At 72.8% G+C, this 14,812-nt stretch carries 17 protein-coding genes; 7 read left to right on the forward strand and 10 right to left on the reverse strand.

What is annotated here, in order from left to right; genetic code table 11:
* The first annotated feature begins 181 nt into the window (after window positions 1-181).
* Together IF19_RS0100890 and IF19_RS0100895 are read left to right on the forward strand one after the other, a co-directional pair.
* Entirely contained in the window at window positions 182-1,174 is a 993-nt protein-coding gene (locus tag IF19_RS0100890; RefSeq protein WP_030116499.1) for a helix-turn-helix transcriptional regulator, read from the forward strand.
* A gap of 99 nt (window positions 1,175-1,273) precedes the next feature.
* Complete coding sequence (locus tag IF19_RS0100895) at window positions 1,274-1,756, forward strand: DUF456 domain-containing protein (RefSeq protein ID WP_030116498.1); 483 nt, start codon at window positions 1,274-1,276, stop codon at window positions 1,754-1,756.
* Between the two features lie 39 nt (window positions 1,757-1,795).
* Here the strand turns inward: IF19_RS0100895 and IF19_RS0100900 are convergent, their stop codons facing one another.
* Complete coding sequence (locus tag IF19_RS0100900; protein WP_030277968.1) at window positions 1,796-3,169, reverse strand: DNA-3-methyladenine glycosylase 2 family protein; 1,374 nt, start codon at window positions 3,167-3,169, stop codon at window positions 1,796-1,798.
* 261 nt (window positions 3,170-3,430) lie between these two features.
* Entirely contained in the window at window positions 3,431-4,591 is a 1,161-nt protein-coding gene (rsgA, locus tag IF19_RS0100905) for a ribosome small subunit-dependent GTPase A (RefSeq protein ID WP_030116495.1), read from the reverse strand.
* 351 nt (window positions 4,592-4,942) lie between these two features.
* On the opposite strand from rsgA, the gene IF19_RS0100910 reads away from it, so the two are divergent.
* The gene (locus tag IF19_RS0100910; RefSeq protein ID WP_030116494.1) at window positions 4,943-5,443 is read left to right on the forward strand and encodes a DUF5949 family protein; all 501 of its coding nucleotides are present in this window, start codon (window positions 4,943-4,945) and stop codon (window positions 5,441-5,443) included.
* Window positions 5,444-5,623: 180 nt separating this feature from the next.
* On the opposite strand, the gene IF19_RS0100915 is transcribed toward IF19_RS0100910, so the two are convergent.
* From IF19_RS0100915 to IF19_RS0100940, 6 genes are all read right to left on the reverse strand, one after another.
* Window positions 5,624-6,031, reverse strand: a complete 408-nt coding sequence (locus IF19_RS0100915; RefSeq protein WP_030116493.1) for a rodlin — start codon at window positions 6,029-6,031, stop codon at window positions 5,624-5,626.
* Between the two features lie 116 nt (window positions 6,032-6,147).
* The gene (locus tag IF19_RS0100920; RefSeq protein WP_030116492.1) at window positions 6,148-6,354 is read right to left on the reverse strand and encodes a hypothetical protein; all 207 of its coding nucleotides are present in this window, start codon (window positions 6,352-6,354) and stop codon (window positions 6,148-6,150) included.
* A 207-nt stretch (window positions 6,355-6,561) separates the two neighbouring features.
* A complete protein-coding gene (locus tag IF19_RS0100925; RefSeq protein WP_030277969.1) occupies window positions 6,562-6,972 on the reverse strand; it encodes a rodlin in 411 nt (136 codons plus the stop codon).
* Window positions 6,973-7,041: 69 nt separating this feature from the next.
* On the reverse strand, window positions 7,042-7,332 hold the full coding sequence (locus IF19_RS0100930; protein WP_030114979.1) for a hypothetical protein: 291 nt from the start codon (window positions 7,330-7,332) through the stop codon (window positions 7,042-7,044).
* A 261-nt stretch (window positions 7,333-7,593) separates the two neighbouring features.
* Window positions 7,594-7,827, reverse strand: coding sequence for a chaplin (locus tag IF19_RS0100935; RefSeq protein WP_030114978.1), 234 nt, complete (start codon window positions 7,825-7,827; stop codon window positions 7,594-7,596).
* Between the two features lie 317 nt (window positions 7,828-8,144).
* Window positions 8,145-8,546, reverse strand: coding sequence for a rodlin (locus IF19_RS0100940; protein ID WP_030187567.1), 402 nt, complete (start codon window positions 8,544-8,546; stop codon window positions 8,145-8,147).
* Between the two features lie 574 nt (window positions 8,547-9,120).
* On the opposite strand from IF19_RS0100940, the gene IF19_RS0100945 reads away from it, so the two are divergent.
* Both IF19_RS0100945 and IF19_RS0100950 read left to right on the forward strand, forming a co-directional pair.
* Entirely contained in the window at window positions 9,121-9,816 is a 696-nt protein-coding gene (locus IF19_RS0100945) for a chaplin (protein ID WP_030114975.1), read from the forward strand.
* 215 nt (window positions 9,817-10,031) lie between these two features.
* On the forward strand, window positions 10,032-10,406 hold the full coding sequence (locus IF19_RS0100950; protein WP_128647554.1) for a hypothetical protein: 375 nt from the start codon (window positions 10,032-10,034) through the stop codon (window positions 10,404-10,406).
* Between the two features lie 108 nt (window positions 10,407-10,514).
* Here the strand turns inward: IF19_RS0100950 and IF19_RS0100955 are convergent, their stop codons facing one another.
* Together IF19_RS0100955 and IF19_RS0100960 are read right to left on the reverse strand one after the other, a co-directional pair.
* Window positions 10,515-11,735 carry an acetyl-CoA C-acetyltransferase gene (locus IF19_RS0100955; RefSeq protein ID WP_030114973.1) on the reverse strand — a complete coding sequence of 407 codons (1,221 nt, stop codon included), beginning with the start codon at window positions 11,733-11,735 and terminating at the stop codon, window positions 10,515-10,517.
* Window positions 11,736-11,930: 195 nt separating this feature from the next.
* Window positions 11,931-12,848 (reverse strand): LysR family transcriptional regulator, encoded by a 918-nt coding sequence (locus tag IF19_RS0100960; protein WP_030114972.1) that lies wholly within the window; start codon window positions 12,846-12,848, stop codon window positions 11,931-11,933.
* A 182-nt stretch (window positions 12,849-13,030) separates the two neighbouring features.
* On the opposite strand from IF19_RS0100960, the gene IF19_RS0100965 reads away from it, so the two are divergent.
* Both IF19_RS0100965 and IF19_RS0100970 read left to right on the forward strand, forming a co-directional pair.
* Window positions 13,031-13,993, forward strand: a complete 963-nt coding sequence (locus IF19_RS0100965; RefSeq protein WP_030114971.1) for a CoA transferase subunit A — start codon at window positions 13,031-13,033, stop codon at window positions 13,991-13,993.
* Window positions 13,990-14,775 carry a CoA-transferase subunit beta gene (locus IF19_RS0100970; protein WP_030119887.1) on the forward strand — a complete coding sequence of 262 codons (786 nt, stop codon included), beginning with the start codon at window positions 13,990-13,992 and terminating at the stop codon, window positions 14,773-14,775. The genes IF19_RS0100965 and IF19_RS0100970 overlap by 4 nt, the downstream gene beginning before the upstream one ends.
* The last annotated feature ends 37 nt before the right edge of the window (window positions 14,776-14,812 follow it).

The raw sequence follows: 14,812 nt of genomic DNA on the forward strand, positions 1-14,812 counted from the left end.
GCCCAAGGGGCAGAATTCCGGGGCTTGTTGGTGCTGCGGTGGCGCCACATTGGCAGAGGTGCCAGAGGTACGGGGGATGATGTGGGCGGCGGGTTTACGCCGTGGCCTTTTCCCGCCACCCGCAGGCCCGGCAGCACGGGCGCCGCGGTGCGCGATCAGCACGTTCGGGGAGGTCGGGAGAATGCTGGGGGCCATAGGTCTCGACGAGAGGCAGGAGACGGCGTATCGCGCGCTCGTCGCCGCGGGGGCGGCGGAGCTGACCGATCTGGCGCTCCGGCTGGCGCTGCCGGAGGCGGAGGCGGAGCGCGTGCTGCGGCGGCTGGAGCAGCAGGGGCTCGCCGCCCAGTCCTCCGCCCGGCCCGGCCGCTGGGTGGCGGCGCCTCCGGGGGTGGCGCTCGGCGCGCTCCTGATCCAGCAGCGGCACGAGCTGGAGCGGGCGGAGCTGGCGTCGGCGCTCCTCGCCGAGGAGTACCGGGCCGAGGCGAGCGCGCCGGCGGTGCACGACCTGGTGGAGGTGGTGACGGGGGCGGGCGCGGTGGCCCAGCGGTTCCACCAGTTGCAGCTGGGAGCGGTCTCCGAGGTGTGCGCCCTGGTGACGGGCAGGCCGGTCGCGGTGACCGGGATGGAGAACGAGTCGGAGGAACGGGCGGCCTCGCGCGGGGTGAGCTACCGGGTGGTGGTCGAGCGCGAGGTGCTGTCGACACCGTTCGGGATCACGGAGGTGTCGTCGGCGCTGGGCCGGGACGAGCAGTGCCGGGTGGTGGACCGGGTGCCGACGAAGCTGGTGGTCGCCGACGGGAGCCTCGCCATGGTCCCGCTGACCGGGCGCGACGCGGAGCCCGCCGCCCTGGTCGTGCACGCCAGCGGCCTGCTGGAGTCGCTGATGGGCCTCTTCGAGTCGGTGTGGCGCGATGCCATGCCGCTGCGGCTCGGCGGGAGCGGCGGGGTGCGGGAGGAGCGGGTCGGGCCGGATCCGGCGGACCTGGAGATCCTGTCCCTGCTGCTGGCCGGCCTGACGGACGCCAGCGTGGCCAAGCAGCTCGACCTGGGGCTGCGGACCGTGCAGCGCCGGGTCAAGGGGCTGATGGAGCTGACCGGGGTCTCCACGCGGCTCCAGCTGGGCTGGCACGCGTACGAACGCGGCTGGGTCGCCCGCACCGGCCCGGAGAGCTGAGGCGCGGGCCCCCGTCCGGCTGGGCATCGGCGCAGGTCGCCGCAGGTGGCCGGTCCACGCTGACGGGCGGAATGGGGCGCTCTGCGGCAGGCTGGTCGGATGAGTGTGTGGCAGCTCGTGGCCGTGGGCCTGGTCCTGCTGCTGGGCCTGGTCGGGGTGCCGGCGCCGGGCGTGCCGGGGCAGGCGATCGTCTGGGCCGCGGTGCTGTGGTGGGCGCTGACGGACATGACGCCGACCGCCTGGGGCGTGCTGATCGGCGCGACGGCGCTGATGCTGCTGAACCAGGCGCTCAAGCCGCTGCTGCCGCCGCGCCGCCCGGGCGAGTCCGGGGCGCCGCGCCGGACCCTGATGATCGGCGGGGTCGCGGGGATCGTGGGCTTCTTCGTGGTGCCCGTGGTGGGCGGCGCCCTCGGGTACGTGGGGGCCGTCTTCGGCGCGGAGCGGCTGCGGCTGGGCAGCCGGGGCGCGGCCTGGGCGTCGGTCCGCTCGGTGATGCGGGCGACGGGCTACGCGGTGCTGGTGGAGCTGTTCTGCTGCCTGCTGGTGGCGGGCGCGTGGCTGGGCGCGGTGCTCTGGGGCTGACGGAGACCCTCCGCGCGGGACGGGGCCGCCGCCACGGCGTCAGTCCCCGTACGGGTCCCCCGCCGCTTCCCGGTGGCGTACGGCGTAGGAGCGCCAGGGCCGCCACCGCTCCGCCCCGGGTGTTCCGTACGGGTCCACGTCGGGGTCGCCGAGCGCCCGCGTCCGGATCAGGGCGGCGGTGCGCGGGCCGATCCCGGGCAGCGTCAGCAGGGTCCGCTCCGCCTCGTCCCGGTCGGCCCCGGCGTCCAGCCGCAGTACGCCGTCGTCGAGCGCGGCGGCCAGGGTCCGCAGCGCCGGGTCCTCGGCGGAGCCGGCGAGCACGCCGGGCTCCGGGAAGAGGTGGGTGAGCCCGCCGCACGGCACGTCCAGCGCCTTCCCGTACCTCTCGACCAGCTCTTCGGCCCCCGCACGCCCCACGAGAACCCGCACCGCGGCCTCCTCCGGATCGGCGGCGCCCGGTGAGCGCAGTCCCGGGCGGGCGGCGACGAGCGGGGCGAGCCCGGGATCGGCGGCCAGCGCCTCGTCCACCGCGTACGGGTCGGCGTCCAAGTCGAACAGCCGGCGCACCCGCTGGACGGCGGTCGTCAGATCGCGCAGGTCGGTGAGGTGGATCCGGGCCTCCAGCCAGGAGCCGGCGGCCGGCGCCTCGTCGACCGCGACGATCCCGGAGCCGTACGGCAGCCGCAGGGTGCGCCGGTAGGTGCGGCGGCCGGGCGGTCCCGACACCTCCTCGACCCGGGCGACCGCCTCGGCGGCCAGCAGGTCGAACTGGGCGGCGGTGGCGTACGGTCCCCGGTGGGCGAGCCGCAGCGGGATACCGGAGCGCAGCCCCTCACGGCGGGCGCCGCCGAGCCCCGTGCCCGCTTCGGCGCGCAGGGCGCTGGGGGTGCGGGCGTAGATCTGCCGGATGGTGTCGTTGAACTGGCGGACGCTGGCGAAACCGGCCGCGAAAACGATGTCGGTCACCGGCAGCCCGGTGGTCTGGAGGAGCACCCGGGCGGTGTGGGAGCGCTGGGCGCGGGCGAGCGCGACGGGCCCGGCGCCCAGCTCAGCGTTGAGCTGGCGCTGGACCTGCCGGGCGCTGTAGCCCAGCCGCCCGGCGAGTCCGGGGACGCCCTCGCGGTCCACGACGCCGTCGCCGATGAGCCGCATCGCCCGGCCGACGACGTCCGCGCGGACGTTCCACTCGGCGGAGCCCGGAACGGCGTCCGGACGGCAGCGGCGGCAGGCCCGGAAGCCGCCGGCCTGGGCCGCCGCGGCAGTGCGGTAGAAGCGCACGTTGGCGCGTTTGGGGGTGACGGCGGGGCAGCTCGGCCGGCAGTAGATGCCGGTGGTCACGACGGCGAAGAAGAACGCGCCGTCGAACCGCGCGTCACGGCTGCTCACCGCCTCGTACCGGGTCCGATCGTCCATCACACCGTCCAGTGTGCGGCAGCCGGGGCCACCGCACTCGCGGCTTTCGGACATCGACCCCGGTCCGGTCCCGGGGACCGGGCACGAGCCCCCGGCACGCGGGCCGCCGCAGCGGGACCCGCCTCCTCCGCCTGGCAGAGACGGGCCCGCCCGGTGTACGGACCCGCCCGGCGAACGGGCGGTCCGGCCTACGGGCCCGCCCGGCACATGCGCCGGTCCGGCGTACGGACCGGCCGAACACCGGATCGGCCGACTTCCCGGCTACCGGACCCGGCCGCGCTTGGCCTGCATGGCCGCGCGCCCCTCCGCGCCCTTGCGCTTCCAGTCCCGCAGGATCTCCGCCCGCACCCGGGCGTCGGTCTTGGCGACGATCCGCTGGTTCTCGCGGACCAGCTTGCGGTAGCTCTCCAACCGCCGCTCGGAGAGGGTCCCGTCCTCCAGGGCACCGAGGACGGCGCACCCCGGTTCGGCGACGTGCGCGCAGTCGTGGAACCGGCAGTCGGCGGCGAGTTCCTCGACTTCGGAGAACACCTCGCCGACCCCGGTCCCGGCGTCGAAGAGACCGACGCCGCGCAGTCCGGGGGTGTCGATGAGGACGCCACCGTGCGGCAGGACGAGGAGATTGCGGGTCGTGGTGGTGTGCCGGCCCTTCCCGTCGACGTCACGGGCCGCCCGCACCTCCATCACGTCCTGGCCCAGCAGGGTGTTGGCCAGGGTGGACTTGCCGGCGCCGGAGATGCCGAGCAGCACGCTCGTACCACCGGAGACGACGACTCCGAAGACGTCGAGCCCCTCGCCCGTGGTGGAGCTGACGGGCAGCACCTGGACACCGGGGGCGATGGCCTCGATGTCCTGGACGAGGTGGGACAGGGTGACCGCGTCGGGCACCAGGTCGGCCTTGGTCAGGACCACGATCGGCTGGGGCCGGTGCTCCCCGCCGGACCCCTCGCCCAGCAGCGCGGCGCCCTCGGAGCTCGACAGGGCGAGCGCGAGGAACCGCTCCACCCGCCCGAGGTCCAGTTCGACGGCGAGCGAGACGCAGATGGCGATGTGGTCGATGTTGGTGGCGAGCACCTGCCCCTCGGACCGTTGCGAGGAGGTCGAGCGGACGAAGGCGGTACGGCGCGGCAGCAGCGTCCGGACGAACCGGGGGTCGCCGTCCGCGTCGAGCGCCACCCAGTCACCGGTACAGACGATCCGCATCGGGTCACGGGGCACCACGAACGCGGTGTCGGCACGGACCGTGCCGTCGGCGGTGATCACGTCGCACCGGCCGCGGTCCACCCGCACGACCCGGCCGGGTACGAGCCCCTGCTCGGCGTACGGGGAGAAGGCAGCCGCCCAGTCGTCGTCCCAGCCGTACGGAGTCAGCGGGTGCGAGGAGGAGGAGACGGTGGCGGAAGGAGAGAACGAGAAAGACAAGGGAAACCCTTCACAGGGTGGCCCCGGCACGCGCGCTCGGCGCGGAACAGTGAGAGAGGTCGGTCAGCCGGTGGCCACGGGGATGAGGACGATGCTCTTCCGGTTGCGGGCAGTGCCCATCGCAACGACAGTCATCAATGTCCTCACCTCCTGCTTCTTCGGCTTCCGGTCGCACACGTCTGCGCCGCGTGCGGAACGGTGATCACCCTAGCGCCGCCCCGGGGACCACCGTCAACTGATTTTCTCCCGCGCATCGGGCCAGGTCGTTTTTCTCTGGAACACCCGTAGATCTCCCTCTATCGAGTGATACGCATGCATAGGGGCCGTTCCTTGGCCGTTAGTGTGCCGAGCATGACCACACCCCAGGCCCACGTCGGCACGTTCACCCAGGCCCAGTTGGGCACCCAGATCCTGATCGGCTGGAGCGGCCGGCAGCCCGGCGCCGACCAGGACACCGCCTTCCTCCTCGCCTACTCGCTGGGCGACGGACAGGACGGCCCGGAAGCCGGCCGCGAGGCCCTGCACACGGCGCTGGGAAGGGCGGGGCTCCGCGTCGGCGGCCCGATCCAGGACGCCGCCGAGACCCCGGGCATCCAGGCGAAGCTCCTCGTCCAGGCGGGCCAGGCCGTTCTGACGCTGCCGCACCTGTCGGCCCAGTACCCCGCCCCCGCCGAATGGGTGGCCGCGGCCCAGGGGCAGGGCCAGGTGTACGGGATGTTCGCCACCACCCCGTGGCCGGAGGCCGTCCCAGGGCAGCCCGTGAGCGAGGACCGGCTGCGGGCGTTCGTCACGGACGAGGACGTCGTCCGCACCGCCGCCCACTGCCTGCTCCCCGTCCGTACCCTGGGCTGACGGTTCGCCCCACCCGCTCCGCAGACCGGCCGAGGCCCACCGTCCCCCGGGGGACGGTGGGCCTCGGCCGTCCCGTGGCTCGCGGCCGTGCATCCGGGCCGCTGTCGCGGCGGGAACGGGAACGGGCGGCCCGGAGTGATCTCCGGACCGCCCGCGTTCAGCGCTTCAGGCTGAGGAGCGTCAGTTGTTGCCGACGCCGTTGCCCGAGAGGACCGGGATGTCGTCCAGGATGTGCGACAGCGGCTCGTCACCCTTGGCCTGGGTCGAGTTGTCGGCGCACTGCTGGTTCTGCGGGTTGGACAGGACGTTGACGTCCTGGACGGCGATCGGCACGACGCCGATGAGCGAACCGACGTTCGCCTTGAGGGGCAGGCCGACGCACAGCTTGTTCAGGGTGCCCTGGATGAGCTGGCTCTGCGGGCTGAAGTCGCCCTTCGTCTCGGCGTTGCCGATCTCCGACTCGGCACCGTTGCCGTTGAGGGTGGTGGTACCGCCGTCGTTACCGATCGCCATGGCCGAGGGGGCCGCGGCCGCGGACAGACCGAGCAGGGACACGGCCACTGCGGCGCCGGCCATCATCTTCTTCATCAACTTCACCTTTCGGAGCGTTCCGTTGTGGAACGTACTGATCAACTGCCGCCGCCCCGGATCGGTTGCGCCATACCACTCAAATGGGTTGTTTCTCACGCGAGGTGGACGTTTCCTCAGGTCCCGGGGGCTGGCTCCGGGGTACGTGCCGCCGGGACGAACCCGACGACGCGGCGGGGTACGGGGGCCGGGGTCGGTTCGGCGAACGGGTGGCCGCCTCCGGCGGCCTGCCATTCGGCGACCAGCCGGTCGTAGATCGGGGTACCGGTCGGCGCGGGATGCCGCTCGCCGTCGTGCGGGGTCTGACTGTCGTACGGATCCATGGGGAGGCCTTACCCGGCCCGGCCCCGATCGTCAGCCGGGGCTACGGCATCCGGCTCAACCGGATGCCCCGGCCGGAGTCCGTACGGAGTGGTCCGCACACCACGAAGGGGCCGGCCCCGCCGTCACGGCGAGAAGGGTCGCCGTGACGGCGGAAGGGGCCGGCCCCGTGTGCGTCAGCCCGTGCGGGCCTGGGCTGCCGCCCGGTGTCAGTTGTTGCCGGCGCCGTTGCCCGAGAGGATCGGGATGTCGTTCAGCAGGTGCGACAGGGCCTCGTCGCCCTTCGCCTGGGTGGAGTTCTCGGTGCACTGCTGGTTCTGCGGCGAGGACAGGACGTTGATGTCCTGGACCGAGATCGGCACGAGGCCCAGCAGCGAACCGACGTTCGCCTTGGCCGGCAGGGCGATGCAGGGCTTGTTCAGCGAACCCTGGATGAGCGCGAACTGCGGGCTCCAGTCGCCGTGGGTCTCGGAGTTGCCGTACGCCTGGGAGGCGCCGTTGCCGTTGAGCGTCGTGGTGCCGCCGTCGTTGGCGGTGGCCATGGCGGCCGGGGCGACCGCGGCGGAGACGCCGACGATGGAAACGGCGACGGCCGCCGAGGACATGATCTTCTTGAACATGGAAAAGCCCTTCTGGATAACGAGGTGAATCAGGCGGAATAGGCCGGGGAAGGAGCTGTGTCGCGGTGGTCAGCCGCCGAGCGGAACGCCACCGAGCAGCGGGGCGGCGCCCTCGACCGCACCGGTCGCCCGGCCCGCCAGCTTGCCGACGGTGCCGTTCTCCGTGAGCGTCTCGGTGGCGTCGGCGGCCGTGTCGACCAGGGGGTCCACCACCTGCGGGGCGCTGGCCATCACCTGGTTGATACCGCTGTCGAGACTGAAGCTGGGAGCCGTGGGCATGGTGGCGGCGAAGGCGGGGGCGGCCGTTCCGAGAGCGGCCACGGAACCGACAAAGAGGGCGGCGGTCTTCGCGTACTTCACTTTTCTGGTTCCCTTCCGCGCGGCGTCCGCATCGGTCACGTTTCCGTGCCGCGCACAAGGTCTTCTTTGCCTGTGACTTCCGCCGCTTTCCCTCTGATCAACGATCGCGCCGCATTCGGGAAACTGCGGGAGGCCGCTTTTCTCCGGCATCGTCCACGTGTCCGAAAGGGGCCCGCCCACGGAAAAGGACGGGCCCCGGACGGCATCCGCCGTTCGGGGCCCACCGGTTGACGCGGGCACACGGCCCGAGCGGTCAACGGGTCAGACGTTGGCGCAGGTGTTGCCGAAGGCCGGGTTCAGCACGCCGATCACGTTCACGGTGTTGCCGCAGACGTTGACCGGAATGTGGATCGGGGCCTGGACGATGTTGCCGGACAGCACGCCCGGGGAGTGCGCGGCGATGGCCTCGGCACCCGAGTCGGCCATGGCCGGAGCGGCAACGCCCATGGCCATGAGCGTACCGGCGGCGACGGCGGCAACCTTGGTGTACTTCACTTCTCTACCCTTTCCTCGGCGGAGTCCGGTGCGGCCACGGCTGTCGTGCCCGCCCGAGTCAGGTTCTGATCTCTCACGACTCCGGCGCTGTCCTACGTAACGATGAACGGCCGGAAGGGGAACTGTTCGACGGGCGGATTCCGGGATATACGCCCGAATGCCGCAACGACCGGGGCCGGTTCGCGCCGGGCCGTCACGCGCGCAATAGGCGGCGCAACCCGGACGCGTTCCCGGCCCCGGTCCCGGAAAAGCAACGGGCCCGAGCCGCTCGGTGGGAGGAACGCCGAGGGCCCGGGCCCGAGTCGGGCGGCCGGAGATCAGTTGTTGCCGGCGCCGTTGCCGGAGAGGATCGGGATGTCCTCAAGGATGTGCGACAGGGCCTCGTCGCCCTTCGCCTGGGTGGAGTTCTCGGTGCACTGCTGGTTCTGCGGCGAGGACAGGACGTTGATGTCCTGGACCGCGATCGGCACGAGACCGATGAGCGAACCGACGTTCGCCTTGGCCGGCAGGGCGATGCAGGGCTTGTTCAGCGAACCCTGGACGAGCGCGAACTGCGGGCTCCAGTCACCGTGGGTCTCGGAGTTGCCGTACGACTGCGACGCACCGTTGCCGTTGACCGTGGTGGTGCCGCCGTCGTTGGCGATGGCCATGGCCTGCGTCGTGCCGAGACCGAGGATGGAGGCGGCGACAGCGCCCGTAGCCAGAACCTTCTTGATCACGATTAACCCTTCTCGTACTGATCGCTCCGTGGCGGAGCGCCCTGGTCAACCCGGCCCGGGACCATTTGGTTGCGCGCGTTCACCCGAATGCCGGACACCGGAGCACGGGTGACACCGGGGGCGCCGGGGACGGGCTCATCACTCCCGCTCGGCCGGCCGGCGTTCGTGAAGGAATTGCGAACACCTACCCGCTGACGCGTTCCCCCGAACGAGCGAGCGACGGTCACCGGTTCTGACGCACCCTCCGTTCCGATCTGACGGAGGGCCGTGTGTCAATCCCACGTGCATACGGCCGAGTTGACGGCGAAACGGTTCTGCCGCCTTGCCCGCCGGGATGCGCGGAAATCAGGGGCACCACCTATTCGGGTGATTGCACAACTTCCCCTCAACTCCAAGTTTCCCGCCCGGTCCCCGTCTCGTTAGGTCAGTCGTCCAGCGCGCACGTCTTCATCAGCTTTCGCCACGGCTTCCCGCGGATTCCGGCTCTGCCGCGGCTCCGCCCTGCGGCAGCCCGCTCCCCGCGCGCGAAGCACCCACGCGATGTCCCCGCGAGTGTCCTAAGGAAGGGCAAGTAATGCGACAGGTCCTGAAGAAAAGCATGATCGTCATGGCGGCCGCGTCCGGCGTCCTGGCGGCGGTGGGCGGCACCGCGCACGCCGACGCGGCGGCCGAGGGCGCGGCGGTCGGCTCGCCGGGGGTCGGTTCGGGGAACGCCGTACAGGTTCCGGTGCACGTCCCGGTCAACGTCTGCGGCAACACCGTCAATGTGATCGCCCTGCTGAACCCCGCCTTCGGCAACGCGTGCGTGAACGCCGACGGCCCGAAGCACGACCACCCGCCGGTCGACCACCCGCCGGTGGACGAGCCCCCGGTCGACGAACCCCCCGTCGACGAACCGCCCGTGGACGAACCGCCGGTGGACGAGCCGCCCGTGGACGAGCCCCCGGTCGACGAGCCGCCCGTGGACGAACCGCCGGTGGACGAGCCCCCGGTCGATGAGCCGCCGGTGGACGAGCCGCCCGTGGACGAGCCTCCGGTCGACGAGCCGCCGGTGAACAAGCCGCCGACGGACACCCCCGGTACCGACACCCCCGGTTCGGAGACCCCTGGTTCGGAGACCCCCGGGTCCGACACCCCCGGCTCCAACACCCCGGGCGCGCACCTCGCCGACACCGGTGCGGCCGACCTGGGTCTGGCCGCCGGCGCGAGCGCCGCGCTGCTGCTCGGTGGCGCGGTGATGATGCGTCGGGCCCGCAGCGCACGGGACTGATCGGGGCCGGCAGAACTCCTGCGCATGAAGGAGGTCCGGTCGGACGGCGGAGGCCGTCCGACCGGACCTCTGCGCGTCCGCGGCAGCGGCAGCGGGTTCGACCTGCACGAGGCCGTCCGGCCGGCACGTGGTCAGGAACGGCGGGAAGACGCACGCGGGCGGGCCCGGGAGCAATGCCCTGGTCGACCGTCGGTGGTCGCTCGTACTATTCCGGGATGGTGAATACGGCGTGGCGCGTCGCTCTCGGTGTGATGGCTTCCGGCGCGTTCTTCTGGGCAGTCGCCGGTGCCGTTGACCTGGGCCTGGAGCGAACACACAAGGGCTACGGCCTCCCTGACGGGCACTGGTGGTACACCATCGCTCTGTTCGGCGGATTCATCGTCGCCTACATCAGCATGGCCTCTCTCACCGATACGGCCGCGGAGCGGTACACGGCCCTGGTTCCGGCCGCGGGCGCCTGGTTCGGTGTCGCCTCGTGCCTGCTCATGGGCCAGGAAACGCGGCACTGGGTCGCCGCCGCCGTGTTGGCACTGATCGGGACCGCCCTGCCGCTCATCGTTCACCGACGGAAGAGCGGAGAACGCCGCTGACCCGGTAAGCCGGGAGGGGCCCAGGGCCCTGTGAGCGGCACCGGCCCTCGCGGTGCCGGTCACCGCCGTCGCGCTCGGGGCGCGGATCGCCCGGAGCGGGAACACGGCTCAGTCCGCGATGCGTTCGAAGACCGCGGCGAGACCCTGGCCGCCGCCGACGCACATCGTCTCCAGGCCGTACCGGGCCTCGCGGCGGTGGAGTTCGCGGGTGAGCGTGGCGAGGATGCGGGCTCCGGTGGCGCCGACCGGGTGGCCGAGCGAGATGCCCGAACCGTTGACGTTGATCCGCTGCTCGTGGTCCGTATCGCCGAGTCCCAACTCCCGTGTGCAGGCGAGCACCTGGGCGGCGAACGCCTCGTTCAGCTCGATCAGGTCGAGGTCGGCGAGGGTGAGGCCCGCGCGGTCCAGGGCGGTGCGGGTGGCGGCGACGGGGGCGATGCCCATCGTCGCGGCGGGCACCCCGGCGCGGGCGAAGGAGACGAGGCGGACGAGGGGGGTGAGGCCGAGGCGTTCGGCCGTCCCGGCGCTGGTGACCAGGCAGGCGGCTGCCGCGTCGTTCTGGCCGCTGGCGTTGCCCGCGGTGACGGTGGCGTCCGGGTCGGACGTCGCCATCACGGGCCGGAGGGCGGCGAGTTGCTCGGCCGTCGTGTCGGGGCGGGGGTGTTCGTCGGCGGTGACCGTCGTCTCGCCCTTGCGGGTGCGCACGGTGACCGGGACGGTCTCCGCGTCGTAGCGGCCCTCGGCGGCGGCACGGGCGGCCCGCGCTTGCGAGCGGAGTGCCAGGGCGTCCTGGTCGGCGCGGCTGATGCCGTACTCCCTGCGCAGGTTCTCCGCCGTCTCGATCATGCCGCCGGGGACCGGGTGGTGGACGCCTCCGGCGGTCACGCGGCCCCGGGCGAGGGCGTCGTGGAGCTGGAGGCCGGGGCCCTTGATGCCCCAGCGTCCGTCGTGGGTGTAGTAGGGGGCGGCGCTCATCACGTCGACGCCGCCCGCGATGACGACCTCGCTGAACCCGGCCCGGATCTGCATCGCCGCGTCCAGCACCGCCTGGAGCCCGGAGCCGCAGCGGCGGTCGATCTGGGAGCCGGTGACCGTGGTGGGCAGTCCGGCGTCCAGGGCGGCGACCCGGCCGATGGCGGGGGCCTCGCTGGTCGGGTACGCGTGGCCGAGGATCACCTCGTCCACGCGGGCCGGGTCGACGCCGGTCCGGGCGACGACCTCCGCGACGACGTGGGCCGCCAGCGCGGCCGGCGTCTGCTGGGCGAAGACCCCGCCGAACCGGCCGATGGGGGTGCGCAGGGGTTCGCAGATGACGACGTCGGGCTGCACGACGGGGCCTTCCTTTCTCGGGGACGACGGGTGGGGTTTCTCGGGGACGACGGGCGGGGTGCGGGTGACGGGGTACGGGTGGCGGGTGCTGGTTCCGCCGGGAGCGAGCCGCCGTACGGCGGTGGGGTGACCTTCGCATCCGGTGAATCGGTGGGTCCAATACCGAATGCGCCACTCATTGAGTGAGCGGACGTCTCAATCAGGGCCCGGCCCCGGCCCGGGGCCTGGTGTCGGCAGGGCTTCGCGGGCGACGGCGAGCACGGCGTGCAGGGCGGCGGAGGGGTTGTCGGCGCGCCACGCCAGGGCGGCCTGGAGGCGGACGGGCGGTCCGGCGAGGGGCCGGTAGACGAGTCCGCTCTGCTGGATGTGGCGTACGGAGGTGACCGTGAGGGTGACCCCGACCCCGGCGGCCACGAGCGCCATGATCGTGTACGAGTCGGGGGCCTCCTGGACGACGCGCGGGGTGAATCCGGCGCTCTCGCACGCCGCCGTCAGGGCGTCGCGCACGGTGGAGCCGGTGTTGGCGGGGAAGGAGACGAACGGTTCGTCCGCCAGCTCGCCGAGCGGCACGGCGTCGTACCGGGCGAGCGGGTGGTCCAGGGGCAGGGCGCAGAGCAGTTCCTCCTCGTCGATCACCCGGTGCTCCACTCCGGGCCGGTTCACCGGCAGCCGGACGAAGCCGAGGTCGAGCGAGCCGTCGGCGACCCGGTTCAGCGCGACGTTGGCGTACGTCTGACCGGTCATGACCAGTTCGAGGCCGGGGTGCGCGGCGCGCACCGCGCGGGTGAGGCGGGGCAGCGTCTCGTGGCTGGAGGCGCCCGCGAAGCCGATGGTGACGCGGCCGTACTCGCCCCGGCCCGCCGAACGGGCGGCGCGCACGGCCGTGTCGAAGTCGTCGATGACGGTCCGTACGGGGGCGAGGAACGCCTCCCCCGCGCCGGTGAGCCGTACGGAGCGTGTGTTGCGGCGGAAGAGCTGGACCCCGAGCTCCTTCTCCAGCTGCCGGATCTGCTGGCTCAGCGGCGGCTGTGCCATCTGGAGGCGCTTGGCGGCCCGGCCGAAGTGCAGTTCCTCGGCCACGGCGAGGAAGGCCCTCAGGTGGCGCAGCTCCATGCGGGTCCCCCTCGTGCTCCTGCCGGTCCGGGAGTCGTTCGCGGCGCTGTTCGACCGGGTGTCGTTCGTGAGCGCCCCGGTGAGACCTGGGGCATCTCAATACGAGCCTAATTCGGTATTGGACACCGATCAATGGGGCCTGGCACGGTGGGGCGACCTGCACACCGACGTCGGGGAGCGCTGTGGAACGGACGACGGACGCCGGTGGGGCGGCGGGAGACAAGGTCGTCTCGCTGCGGGAGGCCGTCGCACGCCATGTGCGCGACGGGGACACCGTGAGCCTGGAGGGCTTCACCCATCTCATCCCGACCGCCGCGGGCCACGAGATCATCCGGCAGGGCCGGCGCGGGCTGACGGTCGTCCGGATGACGGCGGACATCGTGGTGGACCAGATGCTGGCGGCGGGCTGTGTGGCGCGGCTGGTCTCGTCGTTCGTGGGCAACTCCTCGGCCGGTTCGCTCGGTGAGCTGCGGCGGCGGATCGAGCGGGCCGATCCGGAGCCGCTGGAGTTCGAGGAGTACAGCCACTACGGGATGGTGTGCCGGTACGTCGCCGGGGCCCAGCGGCTGCCCTTCCACCCGCTGCGGTCGTACGGCGGGAGCGATCTGCCGTCGGTCAACCCGGGTATCCGCAAGGTCACTTCGCCGTATCCGGGGCCGGACGGACGACCCGAGCAGATCTATGTGGTGCCGCCCGTCAACCCCGATGTGACGATCGTCCACGCGCAGCGCGCCGACCGCCGGGGCAACACCCAGATCTGGGGGCTGACCGGGGTCCAGGCCGAGGCGGTGTACGCGGCGGACCGGGCCGTCGTCGTGGTGGAGGAGCTGGTGGCGGACGAGGTGGTCCGGGCGGATCCGAACCGCACCCTGATCCCGGCGCACGCGGTGGACGCGGTGGTGGTCTGCCCGCGCGGGGCGCACCCCTCGTTCGCGCAGGGCTACTACGACCGGGACAACGCCTTCTACCGGTCCTGGTCCGCGATCAGCGCGGACCCGGCGCGGCTGCGGGCGTGGCTGGAGGAGTGGGTGTACGGGACGGCGGATCACGCGGAGTACGTGGCGAAGCGGGGCGAGGAGTTCTGGGCGCGGCTCGCGGTGGGCGAGGCGTTGAGCGGGTCGGTGGACTACGGGAGGCGGCTGTGAGCGGGCGGCCGGGGCGGGGCGCGGGCCCCGTCACGGCCTCCGAGCTGCTGTCGGTCGTCGCCGCGCGTGAACTGGCGGGCCGGCGGACGGTGTTCGCCGGGATCGGGCTGCCGACGCTCGCGGTCGAGCTGGCGGCGCTGACCGTGGCGCCGGGCATCGAGGTGGTGTACGAATCCGGGGTCTGCGGGGCGCACCCGTCCCGGCTGCCGGAGACCATCGCGGACGCCGTCCTGATCACGGGGGCCGAGGCGGTGGTGTCGATGCCCGCCCTGTTCGGGTCGGTGCTCCAGGGCGGCCACATCGACGTGGGCTTCCTGGGGGCCGCGCAGATCGACCGGTGGGGCAGCCTCAACACCTCGGTCATCGGGGAGTGGGAGCGCCCGGCGGTGCGGCTGCCGGGGTCCGGGGGTGCGGTCGAGGTGATGGCGAACGCCCGGGAGGTGTTCGTCGTGATGCGCCGCCACACCCCGCGTTCCTTCGCCGCCGCCCTGGACTTCTGCACCACGCCGGGCCCGGACCGGGCGCTGGCGGACGGCATCCGCCCGCTGGGCGTCGGGGTCACCCGTGTCGTCACCGAGCTGGGCGTCCTCGCGCGGGACGGCATCGGGGACGAACTGCGGCTGGTGGCCGTGCATCCCGGGGTGACGGTCGCGCAGGTGCTGGCCGCGACCGGCTGGGAGCTGAGGACCGCCGGCCGGGTCGCGACGACGGAGCCGCCCACCCCCGCGGAGCTGCGGCTCCTGCGCGAGGATGTCGATCCGGACCGCGTCTACCTCCGCTGACCCGGCCCTTCCCGCCGCTCGCTGTTCTCGCTGTTCT

This window comes from Streptomyces californicus (assembly GCF_000717645.1).
Taxonomy (GTDB): domain Bacteria; phylum Actinomycetota; class Actinomycetes; order Streptomycetales; family Streptomycetaceae; genus Streptomyces; species Streptomyces californicus.